The sequence below is a fragment of the Burkholderia sp. Cy-637 genome, from assembly GCF_011753175.1.
Taxonomy (GTDB): domain Bacteria; phylum Pseudomonadota; class Gammaproteobacteria; order Burkholderiales; family Burkholderiaceae; genus Burkholderia; species Burkholderia gladioli.
Genome location: NZ_VWWC01000140.1, coordinates 1 through 18,703 on the forward strand (window position 1 = coordinate 1; position 18,703 = coordinate 18,703).

At 70.3% G+C, this 18,703-nt stretch carries 11 protein-coding genes; 6 read left to right on the forward strand and 5 right to left on the reverse strand.

Translation table 11 applies throughout. From position 1 onward, the window contains the following. Positions 1-135: 135 nt before the first annotated feature. The 5 genes from F3J10_RS27065 to F3J10_RS27085 form a co-directional block, all read right to left on the reverse strand. Entirely contained in the window at positions 136-3,282 is a 3,147-nt protein-coding gene (locus tag F3J10_RS27065; RefSeq protein ID WP_105826674.1) for an efflux RND transporter permease subunit, read from the reverse strand. 1 nt (position 3,283) lies between these two features. Next, complete coding sequence (locus F3J10_RS27070; protein WP_167243402.1) at positions 3,284-4,504, reverse strand: efflux RND transporter periplasmic adaptor subunit; 1,221 nt, start codon at positions 4,502-4,504, stop codon at positions 3,284-3,286. Positions 4,505-4,628: 124 nt separating this feature from the next. Then, a complete protein-coding gene (sbnB, locus tag F3J10_RS27075; RefSeq protein ID WP_167243403.1) occupies positions 4,629-5,660 on the reverse strand; it encodes a 2,3-diaminopropionate biosynthesis protein SbnB in 1,032 nt (343 codons plus the stop codon). Continuing rightward, positions 5,653-6,648 carry a 2,3-diaminopropionate biosynthesis protein SbnA gene (sbnA, locus tag F3J10_RS27080; protein ID WP_167243404.1) on the reverse strand — a complete coding sequence of 332 codons (996 nt, stop codon included), beginning with the start codon at positions 6,646-6,648 and terminating at the stop codon, positions 5,653-5,655. The genes sbnB and sbnA overlap by 8 nt, the downstream gene beginning before the upstream one ends. Positions 6,649-6,776: 128 nt before the next feature. Continuing rightward, a complete protein-coding gene (locus F3J10_RS27085) occupies positions 6,777-7,571 on the reverse strand; it encodes a hypothetical protein (protein ID WP_167243405.1) in 795 nt (264 codons plus the stop codon). A 326-nt stretch (positions 7,572-7,897) separates the two neighbouring features. On the opposite strand from F3J10_RS27085, the gene cysC reads away from it, so the two are divergent. The 6 genes from cysC to F3J10_RS27115 form a co-directional block, all read left to right on the forward strand. Further along, positions 7,898-9,331 (forward strand): adenylyl-sulfate kinase, encoded by a 1,434-nt coding sequence (gene cysC / locus F3J10_RS27090; protein WP_167243411.1) that lies wholly within the window; start codon positions 7,898-7,900, stop codon positions 9,329-9,331. A gap of 41 nt (positions 9,332-9,372) precedes the next feature. Further along, positions 9,373-11,205 carry a non-ribosomal peptide synthetase gene (locus F3J10_RS27095; protein WP_167243406.1) on the forward strand — a complete coding sequence of 611 codons (1,833 nt, stop codon included), beginning with the start codon at positions 9,373-9,375 and terminating at the stop codon, positions 11,203-11,205. Beyond that, a complete protein-coding gene (locus F3J10_RS27100) occupies positions 11,202-12,527 on the forward strand; it encodes an MFS transporter (protein WP_167243407.1) in 1,326 nt (441 codons plus the stop codon). The genes F3J10_RS27095 and F3J10_RS27100 overlap by 4 nt, the downstream gene beginning before the upstream one ends. 14 nt (positions 12,528-12,541) lie before the next feature. Then, complete coding sequence (locus F3J10_RS27105) at positions 12,542-14,068, forward strand: efflux transporter outer membrane subunit (RefSeq protein WP_205200488.1); 1,527 nt, start codon at positions 12,542-12,544, stop codon at positions 14,066-14,068. 64 nt (positions 14,069-14,132) lie between these two features. Further along, positions 14,133-15,539 (forward strand): FAD/NAD(P)-binding protein, encoded by a 1,407-nt coding sequence (locus F3J10_RS27110; RefSeq protein WP_167243409.1) that lies wholly within the window; start codon positions 14,133-14,135, stop codon positions 15,537-15,539. A 56-nt stretch (positions 15,540-15,595) separates the two neighbouring features. Beyond that, a partial coding sequence (locus F3J10_RS27115) for an amino acid adenylation domain-containing protein (protein WP_167243410.1) occupies positions 15,596-18,703 on the forward strand: 3,108 nt, incomplete at its 3' end.

An 18,703-nucleotide genomic window follows, 5' to 3' on the forward strand; every position in this document is an offset into this window, starting at 1 on the left:
GCCGCGTGCCGCGATGCGGCGGGCCGCCTGCGCGAACGCCGCCCGGGTCGCGGGCGGCGCCTCGGCGCGGGAGCGGGCCAGGGCAGGCCCTCTATGGTAGATCAGGTCGATCATGGATCGGCGCGTCCGGCGGACTCAATCCTGGGTGATGCCTTGCCGGGCCGGCTGCTGCGTCGAATACGCGTTGCGCCGGCGGAACCAGGCCGCGAGCCGGTTGGACAGGGCGTCGAGGTAGAGATAGATGACGGGCGTGGTGAACAGGGTGAGCGCCTGGCTGACGATCAGGCCGCCCACCATCGCGTAGCCGAGCGGGCGGCGCAGCTCCGAGCCGATGCCGTCGGCGATGATCAGCGGCAGCGCGCCGAACAGGGCGGTCATGGTGGTCATCATGATGGGACGGAAGCGCAGCAGGCTGGCGTTGCGGATCGCCTCGTACGAGCTCATGCCCTGTTCGCGCGTCGCCACGATGGCGAAGTCCACCATCATGATGCCGTTCTTCTTCACGATGCCGATCAGCAGGATCACGCCGATCAGGGCGATCAGGTTGAAGTCGTACTTGAACAGCCAGAGCGTGGCGATCGCGCCGACGCCGGCCGACGGAAGCGTGGAGAGGATGGTCCACGGATGCACGAAGCTGCCGTACAGCGCGCCGAGCACCAGGTAGGCGACGATCAGCGCCGCCACGATCAGCATCGGCATGGTCGAGAGCGTGCTCTGGAACGCCTGCGCCGTACCCTGGAACGCGCTGATGATGGCGGGCGGCAGGTTCATCGCCGCCAGGGCCGTGTCGATGGCGGCGGTCGCCTCGCCCAGCGAGACCCCCGGCGCGAGGTTGAAGCTGATCGTCACCGACGGGAAGTGCGCCTGGTGGTTGATCGACAGCGGCTGGGTGGTGTCGGTGGTCCAGCGCGCCACCGCCGACAGCGGCACCTGTTCGCCCGAGGGCGACTTCAGGTACATCTTGTCGAGCGTGGAGGGGTCGCGCTGCAGCGAGGGCAGCGCCTCCATCACCACCTTGTAGGTCGAGAGCTGGGTGAAGTACTGGCCGATCTGACGCGAGCCGAACGCGTCGTAGAGGGTGCCGTCGATGGCCTGCGGCGTCAGTCCGTATCGCGCGGCCTGGTCGCGGTCGATGCGGATGCTCAGCGCGGAGCCGTTGACCTGCTGGTCGCTCGCCACGTCGCGCAGCTGCGGCAGGTCCGAGAGGCGCGCCAGCACCCGCGGCGACCATCCCGTGAGCAGCCCCACATCGGCGCTCTGCAGCGTGAGCTGGTATTGCGTGCGCGCGAGCCGCGCGCCGATGATCAGGTCCTGGGCGGCCTGCAGGTACATGCGCACGCCCGCCACCTTGGCGAATTGCGGGCGCAGCCGGCGGATCACCTCGTCGGCGCTGGCGTCGCGCTGGCCGCGCGGCTTGAGCGTGATGTACCAGCGGCCATTGTTGACGGTGGTGCCCGCGTAGGCGCTGCCGCCGACGGCCATCTGGCAGTGTTCGACCGCCGGATCGGCGCGGATGATGGCGGCCAGCGCCGCCGAGTGGCGCGCCATGTCCTCGACGGAGATGGTCTGCGAGGCCTCGGACACGCCGGTGATCACGCCGGTGTCCTGCTGCGGGAAGAAGCCCTTCGGGATGCCCGCGTAGAGCAGCACCGACGCGGCCACCGAGGCGAAGAACAGGCACAGGGTGAGGAAGCGGTGCGTCAGCGCCACGTCGAGCGCGCGCTCGTAGCCGCGCGCGAGGCGCTCGAAGGCGCGCTCGAAGCGGCTGGGCCGCCGGGCCCGTTCGGCATCGCTGGCGCCCCCGCGCAGCATGTAGGCAGCCATCATCGGCGTGAGCGTGAGCGAGACGAAGGCCGACACCAGGATGGTCATCGACAGCGTCACCGCGAATTCGCGGAACATCCGTCCGATGATGCCGCCCATCAGCAGCAGCGGCAGCAGCACGGCCACCAGCGAGATGCTGATCGAGGCGATCGTGAAGCTGGTCTCGTCGAGCCCCTTGAGCGCGGCGCGCATCGGCGGCTCGCCGTGCTCCACGTGGCGCGCGATGTTCTCCACCATCACGATCGCGTCGTCCACCACGAAGCCCACCGCGATCGTCATCGCCATCAGCGAGATGTTGTCGAGGCTGTAGCCGCAGGCCCACATCAGCGCGCAGGCGCCGAGCAGCGACACCGGCACGGTGATGGCGGGAATCATGGTGGTGCGCGCGCTGCCGAGGAAGGCGTAGATCACCACCACCACCAGCACCACGTTGAGCAGCAGGGTCAGCTCGATGTCGAGCAGCGAGGCGCGGATGGTCTGGGTGCGATCGGCCAGGATGCGCACCTTCAGCGACGGCGGCAGCGACGCGGTCAGCTCCGGCAGGCGCGCGCGGATCTGGTCGACCGTGGCCACGGTGTTCGCGCCGGGCTTCTTGTAGATGCCGACCGAGACCGCGCGCTTGCCGTCGATCCAGGCCGCCAGCGTGTTGTCCTCGGGGCCGAGCACGGCGCGCCCGATGTCGCGCACGCGGATCGGCGCGCCGTCGCGATAGGCGACGATCGCCTCGTTCCACTGCGCGGGCTGGGTGAGCTGGCCGTCGGTATAGATCGTGTAGGAGCGCGTGGCGCCGTTGAAGATGCCTTTCGGATTGACGCCCGAGAGCGCCGCCAGGGCGTGGCGCACCTCCTCCGAGGACAGGCCGCGCGCGGCCAGCTTGACCGGATCGAACTGGATCCGGATCGACGGCTTCTGCTGGCCGCCGATCGACACGGCGCCCACGCCGTCGATCTGGCTCAGGCTCTTGGTGAGGCGCGTTTCCACGTAATCGTCGATGGTGGTCAGCGGCAGGGTGTCCGAGGTCGCGCTGAGCAGCAGGATCGGCGCGTCGGCCGGATTGACCTTCTGGAAGGTGGGCGGCGAGGGCAGGTTGGCGGGCAGTTGCGCCGCGGCCGCGTCGATCGCGGCCTGCACGTCGTTGGCCGCGGCGTCGATGCTGCGGTCCAGCGCGAACTGCAGCACGATCGAGGTCGAGCTGAGCGTGCTCTGCGAGGTCATCTGCACCACCGACGGAATCTTCGAGAACTGCGTCTCGAGCGGCTGCGCGAGCGTCGAGGCGACCGATTCCGGATCGGCGCCGGGCAGCACGGCCGACACCTGGATGGTCGGGAATTCGACCTGCGGCAGCGGCGCGACCGGCAGGTGCTGGTACGCGGCCAGGCCGGCGAACAGGATGCCGGCGGTCAGCAGGCAGGTGGCGACGGGGTAGCGGATGAACACCGCGAACAGGTTGGTACGCATCTCAGTCGGCACCCAGCGTGAGGCTGCCCGAGCCCGCATCGAGCGCATGGGGAACGTCGGCGGTGGTATCCGCGCGCAGCGGCGCGGCGGGCGGGGGCAGCAGTGTCGCCGCGACCCGCGCGCCGTCCTGCAGCCGGTACTGGCCCTGCACGACCACCCGCTCGCCCGACTTCAGCCCGCTGGCGATCACGGCATGGCCGAGCACGCGCGGCCCGAGCCGGACCGGGCGCGGCGCGACCGTGTCGCCGGCGCCGATCACGTAGACGAAATGACCGTTCGGCCCTGTCTGGATCGCGTCGTCCGGCACCGCGAGCACGTCGCGCTGGGTGTCCACCACGGTGCGGATCATGACCGACTGCCCCGGCCAGAGCGCGCCGTCGGCATTGGCGAAGCTGCCTTTCAGGCGAATCACGCCGCTGTTGACGTCGACGCGGTTGCCGATCGTCTCCAGGTGGCCGCGCGACAGCACGCGGGTGCCGTCGGTGTTCAGCGCCACCACCTCCACCTTGCCGCCGCGCATGGCGGCCTGGATGTCGGGCAGCGCGTTCTGCGACTGCGCGTACATCACCGTGATGGGCGCGGTGGTGACCAGCGTGAGGATCGGCGTGTCGTTGGCGCGCACGATGTTGCCCTGGTCGGCGAGCCGGAAACCGACGCGTCCCGAGATCGGCGCGCGTACCGTCGTGTAATCCACCGAGACGCGCGCGTTGGCCACCGCCGCGCGATCGCCGCGAACCTGCGCGACCAGCTCGTCCACGCGCGCGCGCTGTGCCTCGAGCGCCTGCGTGGAGGTCGCGTTGACCTCGGCGAGCCGCTCGTGGCGCGTCAGCTCGAGGCGCGCGTTGGCGAGCGTGGCCTGGTCCTGCGCGAGGCGCGCCGCGGCCTGGTCGGCCTGGGCCTGGAATGCGCGGCGGTCGATGTCCACCAGGGCGTCGCCCTCGCGCACCTGCTGCCCTTCCTTGAAATGGATCCCGGTGATCTGGCCGTCGACCTGGCTGCGCACCGTGACGTCGTAGAGCGGCGTCACCGTGCCGACCCCGGTCAGGTAGACCGGCACGTCCATCGCGCCGACCGTGGCCGCGGTCACGGGCACGGCGGGGGCGGCCTTGGCTGCCTGCGCATGCGCCGTGTCGGGCGAGCGGGCCAGCCATGCGAGCAGGCCGACCGCGATCAGCGATGTCGTTGTGAGGGCAAGCAGATGGCGGCGTGTGGCAAAAGACATGGGCGTGCGGTTGCTGAGGTCGACGGGAAAAGGATGCGCCGCGGCGCCTGGCGGCGTCGCGGCGAGGAAGGCGAGGGGGCGCACGACGCGCTCGGCGCGAGCCGGCGTGTCGTGGCGCGGGCGATCATTGGCTCCAGCGCTCGGTGCTCGCGAAGAAATCGTCGATGCTGTGCTGTCCGCCCTCGGCCAGCGCGCGCTCGTGGATGAACATCGAGACGGCCAGGTCCAGCACGCCCAGGCCGAACGGCGAGAAGATCACCGGCTTGCCGGGGTCGAGGCGCAGCGTGCCGAGGATATGCTGGCCGATCGTGCCCGAGACGAAATCGCGATGGCCGTAGCGCTGCTGCGCGAGATGGGGCGAGGTGTTGGCCTTCATGCAGTGCTCGACGTCGTCGAACACGTTGTTCGCGGCGAGCAGCGTGTCGGGTTCGAGATCTCGCAGCGACACGTTGAGTACCCGCTGCGATGCCGTGAAGCGATAGTCCGCCGGCACCCACGGCGCGCCCGCGGTGGTCGCCAGCACCACCAGCTCGGCGCCGAGCGCCTGCGCGGCGCTGCAGGTGCGCACCGGATAGACGTCGCGCGAGGAAAGGTTGCGGGCGAAGGCCTCGGCATGCTCGGGCGATTGGTCGTGGATGCCAACCTCGTCGAAATGCCAGCCGGCCGCCTTGAAGTATTCGAGGATGGTGCTCGCGATCACGCCGCCGCCGATCACGCCCAGGCTCGCCGCGCGTCGTTGCGCGGGGCCGAGCCGGGTCGCGGCGAGCACCGCCGACGCGGCGGTGCGCGCCGCGCTGATTTGCGAGGCCTCGAGGCAGGCGAACGGGTAGCCGGTCTCGTAGTCGTTGAGCACCACCACGGCCGAGGCGCGTTGCAGGTTCGCCTCGATGTTGCGTGGATAGCTGGCGATCCATTTGATGCCCGACACGAAGCGGGCGCGATCGACGTCCCGGATCGCCGCGGGCAAGGCGATGATGCGGGCTTCGGGCTTGTCGTCGAAGCGCAGGAAATAGCTGTCCGGGTTATTCGTGCCGCCGAGCTCGTGCAGCCGGTAGCCATGTTCGACGATGTCGATGATGTCGCGTTTCGAGGTGGCGAGCAGCTCGGCGATGTAGCTGCCGCCGATCACGCTGAACGCGCGCGGCCGATTAGACATTTTCCAGATTCTCCATGACGTGGATTCGGCCCGGCGCGTCGCGCCATGCCTGGCCGTAGGTGTCGTCGCACCAGTTGTCGTTGTAGACCGTGTCGACGTACAGGCCGCCGAGGTCGGGCGCGATCGCCACGATGGTCGCGTCCGGGCCGAGTTCGCCGGCCAGCCGCCGAACGCCGGCGAGCACGGTGCCGGTGGACGCGCCGAACAGGCCGCCGTAGCGGCGGGCCAGGTCGCGGCAGGCGCAGACCGTTTCCGGCTCGGGGATCTGCAGCAGGCGGTCGATCCGGCTGCCGTCGAAGAAATGGGGCATCACGCTGGAGCCGAGCCCTGGCAGATGGCGCCGCCCACCCGGCGTGCCGAAGGTGATCGAGCCGACCGAGTCGACCGCGATGATCTCGGTGCCCGGCGAGTGGCGCCGGAAATACTCGACGCAGCCCATCAGCGTGCCGGTGGTACCCGCGCCGATGAACAGGTGATCGACACGGCCGAATTCCTCGTGGATCGCCCGCGCCGTCATGTCGGCGTGGATCGCGGGATTGGCCGCGTTCTGGTACTGGTTGAGCCAGGTCAGGTCGGGATCGCGTTCGAGCGCGTCGCGGATGTAGGCGAGGCGATTGCCGAGGAAGCCGCCCTGCTCGTCGCGACGGTCGATCACCACCACCTCGGTGCCGAATGCGCGCATCACGCCGATTGCCTGCTGACTGGTATTGGCATCGACCACGCAGGTGAACCGGTAGCCGCGCGCCGCCGCGATCATGCTCAGCGACAAGCCGAGATTGCCTGAACTCGATTCGATCATTTTTCGTTTCGTGAACAGTCGGCCATTCTGTTCCGCATCTCTTATCAATGCCAGCGCGGTCTTGATCTTGATCGAGCCGCCGGGATTGAAGCCTTCCAGTTTCAGATAAACCTGCCGGCCCGCCGCGAATTCATCGAGTCGCAGAAATATCCGGTCGTTGATTATCTGTTCGATCGAGCCGAATTTCATGTGGCACCTGAGTAAATCAATCGAAAATGATCGGGCCGGCGCCGGATTTTAAAACCGGGCGGACGGGCGAATTGAATTCAATCTCGCGTTCGGAAAATCGAATGCAGCCGGGGATGAAAACAGGGCAGTCAGGAATATCTGAGTTTTTCGAGGGGAAAATGACAGGAAATCCTTGCCGAGCCGGGAATGATGTGGCGAGTCGATTTTGCCGGATACAGGCGTCCCTCGAGTCCGCGGGCGATCACCTCATGCGGCGTGACGCATTGGTCCTCGCGGCGCGATTCCACGCTCACCTCGGCATAGGACAGCAGTACGCACGGCACCCGGGCAAATCCGTTCGCCAGCGCGAAGGCGCGGCGATGATGGCCGTCCATCACCACCAGCGACGCCTGCTCGACGAGGATCGGCTCCTGCCAGACGCCGAGCGCGAACAGGCGCTCGCTGACTTCCTGGAAGCGCGAGGCGAGGATCTCTTCGGTGGGACGCAGGATATCGGGCGGAAGCAGCACCACACTGGGATTGGCCGCATCTGCACGTCGATGAATCTCGGCATTCATGTCGCGCCTTTCTACTGTTCGCCGGGGCTGCCGCGTGCCGCGCATGCGGCAGCCCCGGCGCTCCGGGTTGTTGGTCGGTCCGCCCGGCGGGTGCTCTCTCACCCGCCGGGCGGCGATGGCTTCGACGATCCGCGCGCAGGTGTTGCACACACCTCCCCCGGACCCGGGACGAGGCGTTCCGGCCCACTTCGCGGAATGCCGATGCCGTCTGCTGTCACGTCGAGTTGACGAATTCAACAGCACCTTTTCGATTTTGTCAACGAAACGGCAATGAATCGCCGGGGAAAATTTTCTTGTTAAATTTTCACGAAGGCGGTTGCGCGATGCGGATATTTCGAATATCACGCGCACGTCTGTTCTTGTCATTTTGTTATTCGCTCGGCGAGGCCCGATTCAGCAGTGAGGGGATGGTGCGACGCAACGATTCCCGCTTTATGAGCAGGATGAATAAGGACTTGTGTATCTGGAATAAGTGATGTATAAAATTCCTGCTTAAAAAACGATTCAAGCGAAACGATTCAAAAGATTCGATACGCTTGCGTTTGAAAAAAGACGAAAGCCATTCCGAGGGCCCGCGTATCCGCGATACGCGTACCGTGACAAATCAAACCAAAGACGAACGTGCTATGAGAGAGCATAGACGTGGCATTCCCTTGACTCGCGCATGCCATGAATTCCTGTGTGCCGCGGATCTGCCGATCGCCGCGACCAACGGCATGCGGCGCGCGATCGGGGTCGTGCATCAGGTGCTCGACGCGAGCGGTTCGGGCGCGGCGGGGCTGCAGGCGCTGCATTGCGGTGCCGCCCGGGTGACGGTGTTGTGCGATCCCGATGCGCCCATCGCGCGTGTCGGCTCGCAGCAGGGCGATGTCGCGGATCGGCTCGCATTCGCCGACGAGGCGACCCTGGCCGCGCAGGGCGCGCGCTTCGACCTCGTGCTCGGCCCCGTGAAGATCGGCGCGAACGGCGTGGACCTGCATTACGGCCGGCGGCTCGAAAGTCTGCTCGAGCGTTTCGGCACGTCGCGGGCCTCGGTCCTGCCGAACACCGTGCGCTACAGCGCGCAACTGGTGGAATGGCGAGATGCGGCCCGGCTCGATGCCGATGTCGCGGCGCGCGCCCGGGAGCTGGGGGAGCGCTACGCGGTCGATTTCGGTCCCGCGCTCGAGCGCATGGCCGCGGCGGCGCCCGCTCGCGAGCGGGTGAGCGCCGAGTGCCTGCGTCCCTTGCATGCGAGCGTGGCGTTCCTGAACTGCCAACCGCAATCGCGGGGCCCGCGGCCCGACTCGGCTGCCGTGCCGCCCCAGGCGCCGGCATCGCTGACGTTGCGCGCGGAGCAGCCTGGCCGCGCCGACGCGGTGGTATGGACCCAGGAACTGATTCACGACGGCATCGTGATCGGGCGCGCCCGTGCGCTCGGCTGGTTGCCGCGGCGCATGGAACTCGCGCCGGGCGAGGCGCTCGAGGTGGCGCTCGACGATATCGGCGCGGCGATGCCGCTGGACGACGGCGGGGCCGCCGCGTGGTTCGCCGCGCCGCTCCAGGGCGATGCGCAGGAGGCGGTGGTGCCGCTGGTGTTCTGGCTGACCGGCATTTCCGGGGCGGGCAAGACCACCATCGCGACGCGCTTCGAGCAGCAGGCGCGCGCGCGGCGCTGGCCGGCCACGGTGCTCGACGGCGACGCGCTACGCGGCGGCCTCAACGCCGATCTCGGCTTCAGCGACGCCGATCGCGCCGAGAACGTCCGGCGCATCGCCGAGGTCGCGGCGCTGATGGCGGACACCGGTTGCGTGGTGATCGTGTCCTGCATTTCCCCGAAGCAGGCATTTCGCGACGCCGCGCGCGCCATCATCGGCGAGGAGCGTTTCGTCGAGGTGTTCGTCGACGCCCCGCCATCGGTGGCCGAGGCGCGCGATCCCAAGGGACTGTACCGGCGCGCGCGCGCCGGGCTGATCGCCTCGTTCACCGCGATCGATTCCGGCTACGAGATACCCCGCGCGCCGCGCATCCACATCGACACCACCGCGATGGACGTGGAGTCCGCGGCGCGCTGCCTGAGCCGTCACTACGAAGGGCTGTTCCAGCCTGCATCACGAACCGGCGATACCGAAGTGGCCGCCGCCTGAGCGCGAGTCGGCCCGCTTGCGCATTCCTTACCGAGAGCCATATGACCCAGCACGACCCGGCCGGCAGGCATGATCCGAACCCGGCCTCGGGGGACCCATTCGCCCGCCGCTTCTCGAGCGCTTCGGCAGGGGCGATCGCATCGGCCGATTCGCTGACGGCGCGCTTCGCCGAGATGGCCGCGCGGCAAGCCGATGCGCCCGCCGTCGAGCACGACGGGCGGCGCTGGACCTATGCCGAACTCGCGGCGCGCGCCTCGCGCATCGCGGCCGCCCTGCTGGCCGCCGGCGGTGCCGACGAGGAGCCGGTTGCCCTGCTCTACGGGCATGGCGCACCGATGATCGCGGCGTTGTACGGCGTGCTCGGCGCCGGCAAGTTCTACGTGCCGCTGATCGCCGATCACCCGCTTGCCCACCTGCAGGCCGTGGTCCGGGAATGCCGCTGCCGGATCGTGCTCGCGGCTCCCGAGCACGCGGCGCTGGCGGCGTCGCTCGGACTGGCCGTGTGCGTGATCGACGACGCGTCGCTGCCCGAAGCCGGAACGCCGCTGCAGGCGCGGCGGCCCGAGGCGATCAGCTACCTGTTGTTCACCTCGGGCACCACGGGCGTGCCCAAGGGCGTGATGCAATGCGACCGCAACGTGCTGCACCACGCGGCCTGCTATGCGTCGTCGCTCGGGCTCGAGCGTGACGATCGCATGACGCTGCTGCCGTATTACGGCTTCGATGCTTCCGTGATGGACATTCACGCGACCCTGCTCAGCGGCGCGTGCCTGCATATATGGGACGTGCGGCGGCGCGGCGTGGACGGCATCGGCGAGTGGCTGCTGCGCGAGCGCATCACGATCTGGCATTCGACGCCGAGCGTGCTGCGAGCCGCGTTTCCCGGCTTCGCCCGGCCGGCCGCGTTGCGCTGGGTGGTGCTGGGCGGGGAGGCCGCGGTCGGCGGCGACGTCGCGCTGGTGGCGCGTCATGGCGGGCCGCGGTGCGGCCTGATCAACGGCCTCGGCCCGACCGAATGCACCACGGCGCTGCAATACGTGGCCAATCTCGAGACCGACGCGAATGCGGTGCGCCTGCCGGTCGGCCGGCCCGTGCCGGGCGTCCAGGCCACGCTGCTCGATGCGCAGGGACAGCCGGGCGCGAGCGAGGGCGAGCTGGCGATCACCAGCGCCTTCGTCGCGCTCGGCTACTGGAACCGCCCCGAGCTGAGCGCCGAACGCTTCGGCGAGGCGCCGGAGGGCGGCGGTGCGCGCCGCTATCGCACCGGTGACGTATTGCGTCGCGACGCGAACGGCTGCTACGAGCATCTCGCCCGCCTCGACGACCAGGTCAAGATTCGCGGGATGCGCGTCGAGCTCGGCGAGGTACGAGCCGCGCTGGCCGCGCATCCGCAGGTCCGGCAGGCGGTGGTCTTGCCGCGCACCGACACGCCCGCCGGCCCGGTATCGATCGTGGCCTACGTGGTCACGGCCGGCCCCGCCGACGCAGCCGCGCTGCGTGCGCACGTGGCCGCGCGCCTGCCGGACTACATGGTGCCGGCGGTGATCGTGCCGCTCGCCGAGATGCCGCTGCTGCCGAACGGCAAGCTCGATCGCCAGGCCCTGCCGGTGCCGCGCGCGCCCGAGCCCGGCGGCGCGCGCAAGGCGCCGCGCACGCCGCTGCATCGCGCGCTGGCCGGCTACTGGGCCGAGGTATTGCGGCGCGAGACGGTGGGCATCGACGAGAACTTCTTCGAGCTCGGCGGCGACTCGCTGCTCGGCACCCAACTGCTGGGGCGCGTGCGGCGCGAGCTGGAGATCGATGCGCAACTGGCGGACCTGTTCCGCCATCCAACGGTCGAGGCGCTGGCCACGCATCTGCTGGAGTCGCAATGAGCGACCTGCTCGAATCGCGCGACGAGTCCGATCCCGGGCTCGCTGCAGTGGCCGGCACGACCGCGCAGCCTGCACGGCGCTCGTGGTTCGCCACGCTGCGCGGTCCCTTCGCCTATCGCGCGTTCAGGACGATCTGGTGCGCGAGCCTGGTCGGCAACATCGGCGGATCGATCCAGACCGTCGCGGCGGCCTGGCTGATGACCTCGATGGCGCCGTCGCCGGCGATGGTTTCGCTGGTGCAGACCGCCTCGACCCTGCCGATCGCCTTGTTCGCCTTGATGTCGGGCGTGGCGGCCGATGCCTGGGACCGACGCCGCGTGATGCTGGTATCGCAATCGGTGATGCTGGGCGCGGCGCTGTGCCTGGCGCTGCTGGCGGCCTGGGGCGTGATGACGCCGGCCTGGGTACTGTTGTTCACCTTCCTCGGCGGCTGCGCGGGCGCGATGTTCCAGCCGGCCTGGCAGTCGGCCGTCACCGAGCAGGTGCCGGCGCGCGAGCTGTCGGCGGCCATCGCGCTGGACAGCTTCTCGCTCAATATCGCGCGCACGGCCGGCCCCTCGCTCGGCGGGTTCGTGGTGGCGACGCTGTCGCCGCAGGCCGCGTTCGGCATCAGCGTGCTGGCTTGCGCCTGGCTGGTGGCCGTGCTGGCCCGCGCGGTGCGTGGCGGCAGCGCTGCGCGCGAGCGTCGTCGCGAACCGCTGGCGGCGATGCTGGGGCAGGGCATGCGCTATTGCTTCGGCAACGCGGGCCTGCGCGCCGCGTTGCTGCGCAGCACCGCGTTCGGTTTCCTCGGCAGCCCGGTCTGGGCGCTGTTGCCTTTGTTCGCGCGGCAGCGCTTCGGCGGCGACGCGACCACCTACGGCATCCTGCTCGCCTCCTTCGGTGCCGGCGCGGCGGCCGGCGCGCTCGGCGGTGCCGCGCTGCGCATGCGGCTGGGTCGCGAAAACCTGCTCGCGCTCTGTACGTTGAGCTTCGCCGCGGGCATGGCGATCGCCGCGTGGAGCCCCACGCGGTTGGCGGCCCTGGCCGGCCTCGCGATGGCGGGCGGCAGCTGGGTGGCGGTGGTATCGACCTACAACCTGACGATCCAGACCGCCTCGCCGGCCTGGGTGGCGGGGCGTTCGCTGTCGCTGTTCCATTCCTGCATCGTCGGCGGGCTGGCGATCGGCAGTTATCTCTGGGGGCTGGTGGCGACGGCCACGTCGATCCGGCTGGTCTTTATTGTCTCCGCGCTGTTGATGGCGCTGGCCGCCACGCTGGCGAAATGGCTGGTGCTGCCGGCGCAGGACGCGCCGGCCATACCCGGGGGAAGTGCGTCATGACGAGGCATCGATCCGTGATCCATCGATCCATCACTCTTCGATCCGTGAGCCATCGCGCCACCGGTGTCGCGCGAGGCCCGCGCCTCGTGCGGCTGGCGCGCGCGAGCGCGCTGTCGTGCGCCGCCGCGCTGGCCGTTGCGCTGGCCGGCTGCGCGGCCGGGCCCGACTATCAACGGCCGGCCGTGGCCGCGCCGCAAGCCTGGAAGATCGATCCGGCATACGCCAACTGGCACCCGGCCGAGCCGTCGCGCGCCTCGCTCGACGACGCCTGGTGGACCACGTTCGGCATCGGCGAGCTCGACGAGCTCGAGCGCCGCGTGCTCGAGCGCAACCAGACGCTGCGCGAGGCCGCCGCGCGCTACGACCAGGCCCGCGCGCAGTTGTCGGCGGTGGCCGCCGCGCGCCTGCCCGACGTCGGCGTCGGTCTTGCCGCGCAGCGTCGCCGCATTTCGGCCAATCGGCCGCTGACCGAATACGACTCGCCGAACTATTCCACGGTGCAGAACGATTTCGAGGCGGGCGCGTGGCTGTCGTGGGAGGTCGACCTGTTCGGGCGCGTGCGCCGTTCGGTCGAGGCGTCCGTGGCCGACACGGAACAGTCGGCCGACGACCTGGCCAATGCGCGGCTTGCCCTGACCGCGCAGCTCGCCTCGGCGTACTTCGCGCTGCGCGCGCTCGACGACGAGAGCGGGATCGTGGCCGATTCGATCGAGTGGCAGCAGAAGGCGCTCGATTTCGTCCAGCAGCAGTGGAAGTTCGGACAGGTGTCCGAGCTGAACGTGCTGCAGCAGCAAACCGAGCTCGACGCCACCCGCGTGCAGCTGCATCTGCTCGCGACCCAGCGCTCGCGCTACGAACATGTGATCGCCACCCTGGTGGGCGAGCCCGCGCCGCAGTTTTCGCTGGCGCCGAATCGCGAGGCCTATGCGCTGCCGGTGCTGCCCACCGGGATGCCGAGCGACCTGCTGCAGCGGCGCCCCGACGTGGCCGCCGCCGAGCGCGCGATGGCCGCCGCCAACGCGCGCGTGGGCGTGGCGAGCGCCGCCTATTTCCCGAGCCTCGTGCTGTCGCCGTCGATCGGCTGGCAGAGCGCGCAGTTCGCCACGCTCGCGACGGTGCCGAGCCTGGTGTGGTCGCTCGGCGGGTCGATCGGCGAGACCTTGTTCGACGGCGGCCGGCGCGCGGCGCGCAAGCGCTTCGCGAGCGCCGGTTACGACGCCGCGCAGGCACGTTATCGCGCCTCGGTGCTGACGGCCTTCCAGGAAGTGCAGGACGCCGTCACCGGCCTGGACGTTCTCAAGGCGGCGGCGCAGCAGTCGCGTCGTGCCGTCGACGACGCGCAGCGCCTGCTGACGCTCGCCAGCGCGCGTTATCGGAACGGCATGGTCACCTACCTGGACGTCATCGAGGCGCAGCGCGCGGCGCTGGCCGGCGAGCGCGAGGCGGCCCGCATCCGCGGCATGCAGGCCGATACCGTGGTGCGCCTCGCGAAGGCGCTCGGCGGCGGCTGGCAGGCGCCGCAGGCCCTGGCGACCCGCTAGTCGCCGCCGAGCCAGGCGGCACGAACGATCTTTTCCCCTGCTTGCGAATCGAGACGAGGAAGGCATGACGACAATTGCGATTATCGGCGCGGGTTTTTGCGGCGCGACGCTGGCGATGCACTGGCTGCGTTCGCCGCCGCTGCGGCCGCTGCGGCTGCTGCTGATCAACCGCTCGGGCGCGATGGCGCGGGGCGTGGCCTACGGCACGCGCACGCTCGACCACCTGCTCAACGTGCCCGCCGGGCGCATGAGCGCCGACGAAGCCGACGTCGACGATTTCCATCGTTACGCGCAGCAGCGCGATGCGCGCCATACGCGTGCGAGCTTCGTGCCGCGCCGCCTCTACGGCGACTATCTCGAGGCCCGCCTGACCGAGCGCATCGAGCGGGCCTGCGAGGGCGTGAGCTTTCGCAGCGTGGTCGGCAGCGCGGTGGCCATCGCGCCGCCGCGGGGTGAGCGGCCCGCCGCGATCACCATGGCCGACGGCGAGGTGATCCATGCCGATTGCGTGGTGATCAGCAACGGCAACCAGATGCGCGGCGAGCCGCCCGCGGGCAGCGTGCCGCGCGAGGTCCTGGAGAGCGGGCGCTACGTGAGCGACCCGTGGCGGCCCGGCGCATTGAACGGCATCGACGGCGCGGCGCCGGTGCTGCTGGTCGGCAGCGGGCTGACCATGGTCGACGTGGTGCTCGGCCTGCGCGCGCGTGGGCACACGGCGCCGATTCGCGTGGTGTCGCGCCACGGGCTGCTGCCGCAGGCGCATCGCGAGATGGATGCGCCGCCGCACTACGACGGACGGCTGGCGGCGGCCATGCTGGCGCGTCCCGAGGTTCGTCATTACTTGCGGATGATGCGGGAGGCGCTGGCCGAGGCGGCGATCGCCGGCCGCGACTGGCGCGACGTGATCGGTTCGATCCGCGAGGCCACGCCGCTGCTGTGGCGCCGCCTCGCCGATCGCGAGCGGCGCCGCTTCCTGCGCCACCTGCGGGCCTACTGGGACGTGCACCGTCATCGCTGCGCGCCCGGGCCCGCGGCCCTGCTGCATGCCGAATTCGAGCGCGGCGCGCTGGTGCTGACGGCCGGACGCGTGACCGGCTATGCCTGGCGGCCGGATAGCGTGGAGGTCGCCGTGCGCCGGCGCGGGGCGGATGTGCCGGAGCCGCTGCGTGTCGCGGCGGTGATCAACTGCACCGGGCCCGCACCCGACTTCGGCGACGCGGCGGATTCGCTGTTCGGCCGCCTGCACGCCGACGGGCTGCTCAGGCGCGACGCGATCGGCATGGGTTTCGCCGTCGCCGACAGCGGGGCCGTGCTGGATGCCCGCGGCACGGCTTCGGACTGGCTCTACTACGTCGGCCCCTTGCTGCAGGCGCGTGACTGGGAGGCCACGGCGGTGCCGGAGTTGCGGCGCCACGTGCGACGGCTCGCCGAAACCCTGGTGCTGCCGCAACGCGAGCGCGTGGCGGGCTGAGGCCGGACAACCGCGCGGCAAGGGCCGCATGGAATATCTGTCAAATAGGATTACTGATGGACAAGGCAGGGAACATCAACGCGATCGAAGCGATCGAGGCACTGCGCGGCCGGCTGGCGGCACATCTCGGCATGAGCGGCACGGAGCCTGACGAGGACCTCTTCGAACGCACCGTGCAGACGCTCGAGCCGGCGTTGCTGGTGAGCATCGTGCGCGAATGCGTGGCGCCCGACGCGAAGCGGATCGACGTGCTCGGCTGCGGATCGCTGCACGAGCTGTCGAGGCTCGGCGAGCGCGCCGCGGCATCGACGCAACGTCCGCACGACAAGGCAGGCGAGGCGATGCACGACGACGCGCATCGCGCCACGCAGGATTCGGCCTGCGCGGCCGCGATGCAGGGCGACGCGCCGGCCTCGGCGCCGGAACGCGACATGTGGCTGGCCGAGCAGGTCCAGGATGGCGCGGCCTACCACCTGTCGTTTGCATTGCGCTTCGACGCGGCGCGCGACGGGCGTCTCGATTCCGAGCGGATGCGCCGCGTGATCGCGTCGATCGCGGCGCGCCACCCGATGCTGCGGGCGACCTTCCACGGCGAGGGGGCGGCGCTGCGCCGGCGCGTGCGGGAGGCGATCGAGCTCGACTGGTCCGAGGCGGAGGTGACGCCGGCCGACGAGGCCACGCTGCGCGCCGCGCTCGGCGCATTCGCGCGGCCGCGCTTCGCGCTCGATGCCGGGCCGCTGTTCCGCGTGCGCCTGCACCGGCTCGGCGAGGCGGGCGACGTGCTGCAGTTCGTGGCGCACCACATCGTATTCGATGCGCGTTCGCGCGTGATCGTCGCGCGGGAGATCGTGGATGCTTATCGTGCGAACGGCGGCGGCATTGACGCTGCCACGGACGCAGGCGTTGCCGATGCGCCGCCGCCGCCGACCGGCCCGGCCAGCGAGGCGCTGCGCGACTACTGGCGCACCCGGCTCGCCGAGGTGCCGCATCTGCTCGAGCTGCCGACCGATTTCCCGCGTCCTGCCGTGCGCGACGGCGTCGGCGCGCTTGCCGCGCGGCGCCTGCCCGCCGCGCTGGCCGAACGGCTCGCCGCGCTCGGGGCCGCGCACGGTGCCTCGCTGTTCATGGTGTTGCTGGCCGGCTGGCAGATCCTGTTGCGCCGCTACAGCCGGCAGGCCGCGTTCGTGCTCGGCACGCCGATGTCGCTGCGCGAGACGGGGCGCGACGACGCGAAGGTCGGCTACTTCGCCAACCCCGTCGTGCTGCGCGCGAGCATCGACGACGAGGAGCCTTTCAGCGCCTTGCTCGCCAGGGTGGCGAGCGACACGCTGGATGCCTACGAGCGGCGCGCCCTGCCGATCGGCGAGGTGATCGAATTGGCCGGCGCCGCGCGCGGTACCGCCCATACGCCGCTGTTCCAGGTGATGTTCGAATTCCACAACGAACGGCACGACGCCAGCCACGATGGCGGGCAGGGCGAGCTGCCGCCGGCGGTGCCCCACGACACCGGCGCGGCCAAGTACGACCTGAGCCTGGAGATCGCGCATCACGCCGACGGCCTGGCCTGCATGGCCGAATACGCCACGGCGCTGTTCGCGCCGGCCTCGATCGCGGGGATGCTCGAACAATACGAGGTGCTGCTCGGCGAGATCGCGGCGGCGCCGCAGGCGAGCGTCGCGATGCTCGCCTGCACCCCGCCCGCCGACCTTGCCCGCATCGAGCGCTGGAACGCGACGGCATTCGAGTCGCACGGCAGCGTGCTGATCCACGAGCGCTTCCAGGCCCGCCGCCGCGCCGTGCCCGACGCGCCCGCGCTGCGCCTGGGCGACGCGATGCTGACCCACGCCGAACTGGGCCAGCGCGTCGACGCGCTGGCCGCCCGCCTGCTTGCCGTGACGGGCGGCGCGCCGCGCCATGTCGCGCTGTGCTTCGAGCGCTCGTTCGAGATGCTGGTGGCGATGCTGGCCACCCTCGAGGCGGGCTGCGCGTATCTGCCGATCGATCCTCGCCTGCCCGACGAGCGGGTCGACTTCATGCTGCGCGACAGCGACGCGGCGCTGCTGTTGACGGTCGAGCCGATCCGCCGCGCGCGCTTCGCCTCCCACGCGATCGAGACGCTGTGCCTCGATGCCGCCCAGCCGCCTGCGCAGTCCGGCACCTCGCGCGCGATGCCGGCCGTCGCGCCCGACGCCACCGCCTACCTGCTCTACACCTCGGGCTCCACCGGCCAGCCGAAGGGCGTGGCCGTCACGCACGCTAACGTGACCAACCTGCTCGACGCGGTGCAGGCCCGCTATCCGCTCGGGCAGGACGACTGCTACCTGCTGAAGACCAACTACGCGTTCGACGTCTCGGTGCCGGAGCTGTTCGGCTGGTTCGTCGGCGAGGCTTCGCTCGCGATCCTGCCGCCGGGCGAGGAGGGTTCACCCGACCTGATCATGGCGGCGATGTGCCGGTTCGGCGTCACGCACGTCAATTTCACGCCGTCGATGCTGCGCCTGTTCGTGCGGGAAGCTGCCGCGGACCCGGTTTTCCAGGCGCGGCACCGGCTGCGCCACGTGCTGGCCGCGGGCGAGGAACTGCCGGTCGCGCTGGCCAATGCCGCGCTCGAGGTGCTGCGGCCAGCGGCGATCGAGAACGTCTACGGTCCGACCGAGGCGACCGTGTTCACCACTGCCTACTCGCACGCGGCGCCCCTCGCGAGCACACGCGTGCCGATCGGGCGGCCGCTGGGCAACTATCGCGTGCATGTGCTCGATCGCGTGCAACGGCCGGTGCCGATCGGCATGCCTGGCGATTTCCACATCGCCGGCGCCGGGGTGGCGCGCGGCTACCTCAACCGCGACGCGCTCAACGCCGAGCGCTTCCTGCCGGATCCGTTCACTCCGGGCGGCAAGCTCTACCTGACGGGAGACCTCGCGCGCTGGACGCACGACGGCCAGATCGAGTTCCTGGGGCGCGTCGACCAGCAGGTCAAGATCCGCGGCTACCGCATCGAGCTCGACGAGATCGAGACGGCCCTGAACGCCCATCCGCTGGTCGCGGAGGCGGCCGTGGCGGTGCGCCGCGACGATGAAGGCCGCGCGCAACTGGTGGCGCACATCGCGCTCGCGCCGGGCGAGGGCGCGGCCGATCCGGCGGCCGCGCGCGAGGCGCTGGCGGCG

Excerpts from the sequence above, each read along its gene's own strand:
- F3J10_RS27065 (WP_105826674.1), bottom strand. The coding sequence starts at position 3,282 with ATGCGTACCAACCTGTTCGCGGTGTTCATCCGCTACCCCGTCGCCACC.
- F3J10_RS27070 (WP_167243402.1), bottom strand. The coding sequence starts at position 4,504 with ATGTCTTTTGCCACACGCCGCCATCTGCTTGCCCTCACAACGACATCG.
- sbnB (WP_167243403.1), bottom strand. The coding sequence starts at position 5,660 with ATGTCTAATCGGCCGCGCGCGTTCAGCGTGATCGGCGGCAGCTACATC.
- sbnA (WP_167243404.1), bottom strand. The coding sequence starts at position 6,648 with ATGAAATTCGGCTCGATCGAACAGATAATCAACGACCGGATATTTCTG.
- F3J10_RS27085 (WP_167243405.1), bottom strand. The coding sequence starts at position 7,571 with ATGACAAGAACAGACGTGCGCGTGATATTCGAAATATCCGCATCGCGC.
- F3J10_RS27095 (WP_167243406.1), top strand. The coding sequence starts at position 9,373 with ATGACCCAGCACGACCCGGCCGGCAGGCATGATCCGAACCCGGCCTCG.
- F3J10_RS27100 (WP_167243407.1), top strand. The coding sequence starts at position 11,202 with ATGAGCGACCTGCTCGAATCGCGCGACGAGTCCGATCCCGGGCTCGCT.
- F3J10_RS27110 (WP_167243409.1), top strand. The coding sequence starts at position 14,133 with ATGACGACAATTGCGATTATCGGCGCGGGTTTTTGCGGCGCGACGCTG.